Source organism: Bacillus sp. 05T21 (assembly GCF_056396785.1).
In genome coordinates this window covers 1-1,066 of record NZ_JBFTMD010000082.1, presented here as the reverse complement: position 1 = coordinate 1,066, position 1,066 = coordinate 1, and the positions used below count along the sequence as shown (strand labels likewise).

Genomic DNA, 1,066 nt, shown 5'->3' with positions numbered 1-1,066 from the left:
CTCAATAACATAGTGGAACAAGTTCATCGGTTTATTAAAAAGCGGGTTCGTTCGATGTTAGGATTGAAATCCTTTCGCACAGCTACATCCATTCTTTCTGGAATAGAAGCTATGCATATGGTGAAAAAAGGGCAACTTGTTTTATTGGACAAGTCTGTCCAAAATCAAGTGAAGTTCATCCATCAACTATTTGGAATTGCTGCTTAAGACTAGATTTCACTAGGAAACTTTTCGCATCTTTATATCTTTCCTAAGTATTTGCACCAGAACCATTCCTGTTAATATTTTAATAATTATCGACTTTCCAGCACCAAATAACCCTTATTTAACGGGAAAATTGCCTTAACGTACAGCGAACACCTTAAAATGTGTCAAAAATGTGACGTAACGTACAATTTTCTTTTTTTGACATAATCACATAAAATGTTTTATCTTTATATAGTATTTTTTTGATTGTGCGAGGTGAAAAACATGCAAAGCAACGAAGAAATGATAGCGTTTTGGTTAACGAAAGGATTAGTTATACCTGCTGTGGCATTATGTGATGAAGATCATGAAGAGGAGAAAGGACAGGTTATTTCTGATATGCCATTTGAATATTAATAGGGGGTGGTATTTTGTTTTGTGAGCTTGATAGCGATGGGGTACCACCACATCACTATCAAGCTAGGGTTTTCATAGACCCCTAAATGAAAATTTGCTTTCTCTACAGATAGTTACTCTGAGAAGTCAGCTCATTTTTTCGTTTTTGGGGCATTTATTTTTCTTAAGTTGATGGGCATGTATGGTGAGGCCAATTAGAGGAGTATGATATATTTGAAAAAGCACCGATATACTTGCGACCAAGTAAAAAAGCGCCCTGTTTACAGGGCGCTTCGGACATATATTAGGCTTTAATTAATGACTAATATTAGCATTTGGATATAATGTTGTTCCTCCAATTGAAACTTTAATTTCATTTGTTAATGGAACATTTTGTTCATTAATAATTGTTCTCCACCATTCCCATGCAAGACCAGTACATTCTCTTGCTACGATTTTTATATTTTTTGAATTTGGTGGAAGA

The 1,066-nt window shown here is 34.8% G+C and carries 3 protein-coding genes; 2 read left to right on the top strand and 1 reads right to left on the bottom strand.

All coding sequences use genetic code 11. From position 1 onward, the window contains the following. Positions 1 to 207 (top strand): DDE-type integrase/transposase/recombinase (locus tag AC1DKZ_RS32755; RefSeq protein ID WP_476997967.1); only part of this gene is annotated, 207 nt, incomplete at its 5' end. Positions 208 to 471: 264 nt separating this feature from the next. Then, complete coding sequence (locus AC1DKZ_RS32750; protein WP_002187955.1) at positions 472 to 603, top strand: hypothetical protein; 132 nt, start codon at positions 472 to 474, stop codon at positions 601 to 603. A 294-nt stretch (positions 604 to 897) separates the two neighbouring features. Here AC1DKZ_RS32750 and AC1DKZ_RS32745 read toward each other — a convergent pair. Further along, the coding region (locus tag AC1DKZ_RS32745) for a thiol-activated cytolysin C-terminal domain-containing protein (protein WP_476997968.1) at positions 898 to 1,066 on the bottom strand (169 nt) is incomplete at its 5' end.

Excerpts from the sequence above, each read along its gene's own strand:
- AC1DKZ_RS32750 (WP_002187955.1), top strand. The coding sequence starts at position 472 with ATGCAAAGCAACGAAGAAATGATAGCGTTTTGGTTAACGAAAGGATTA.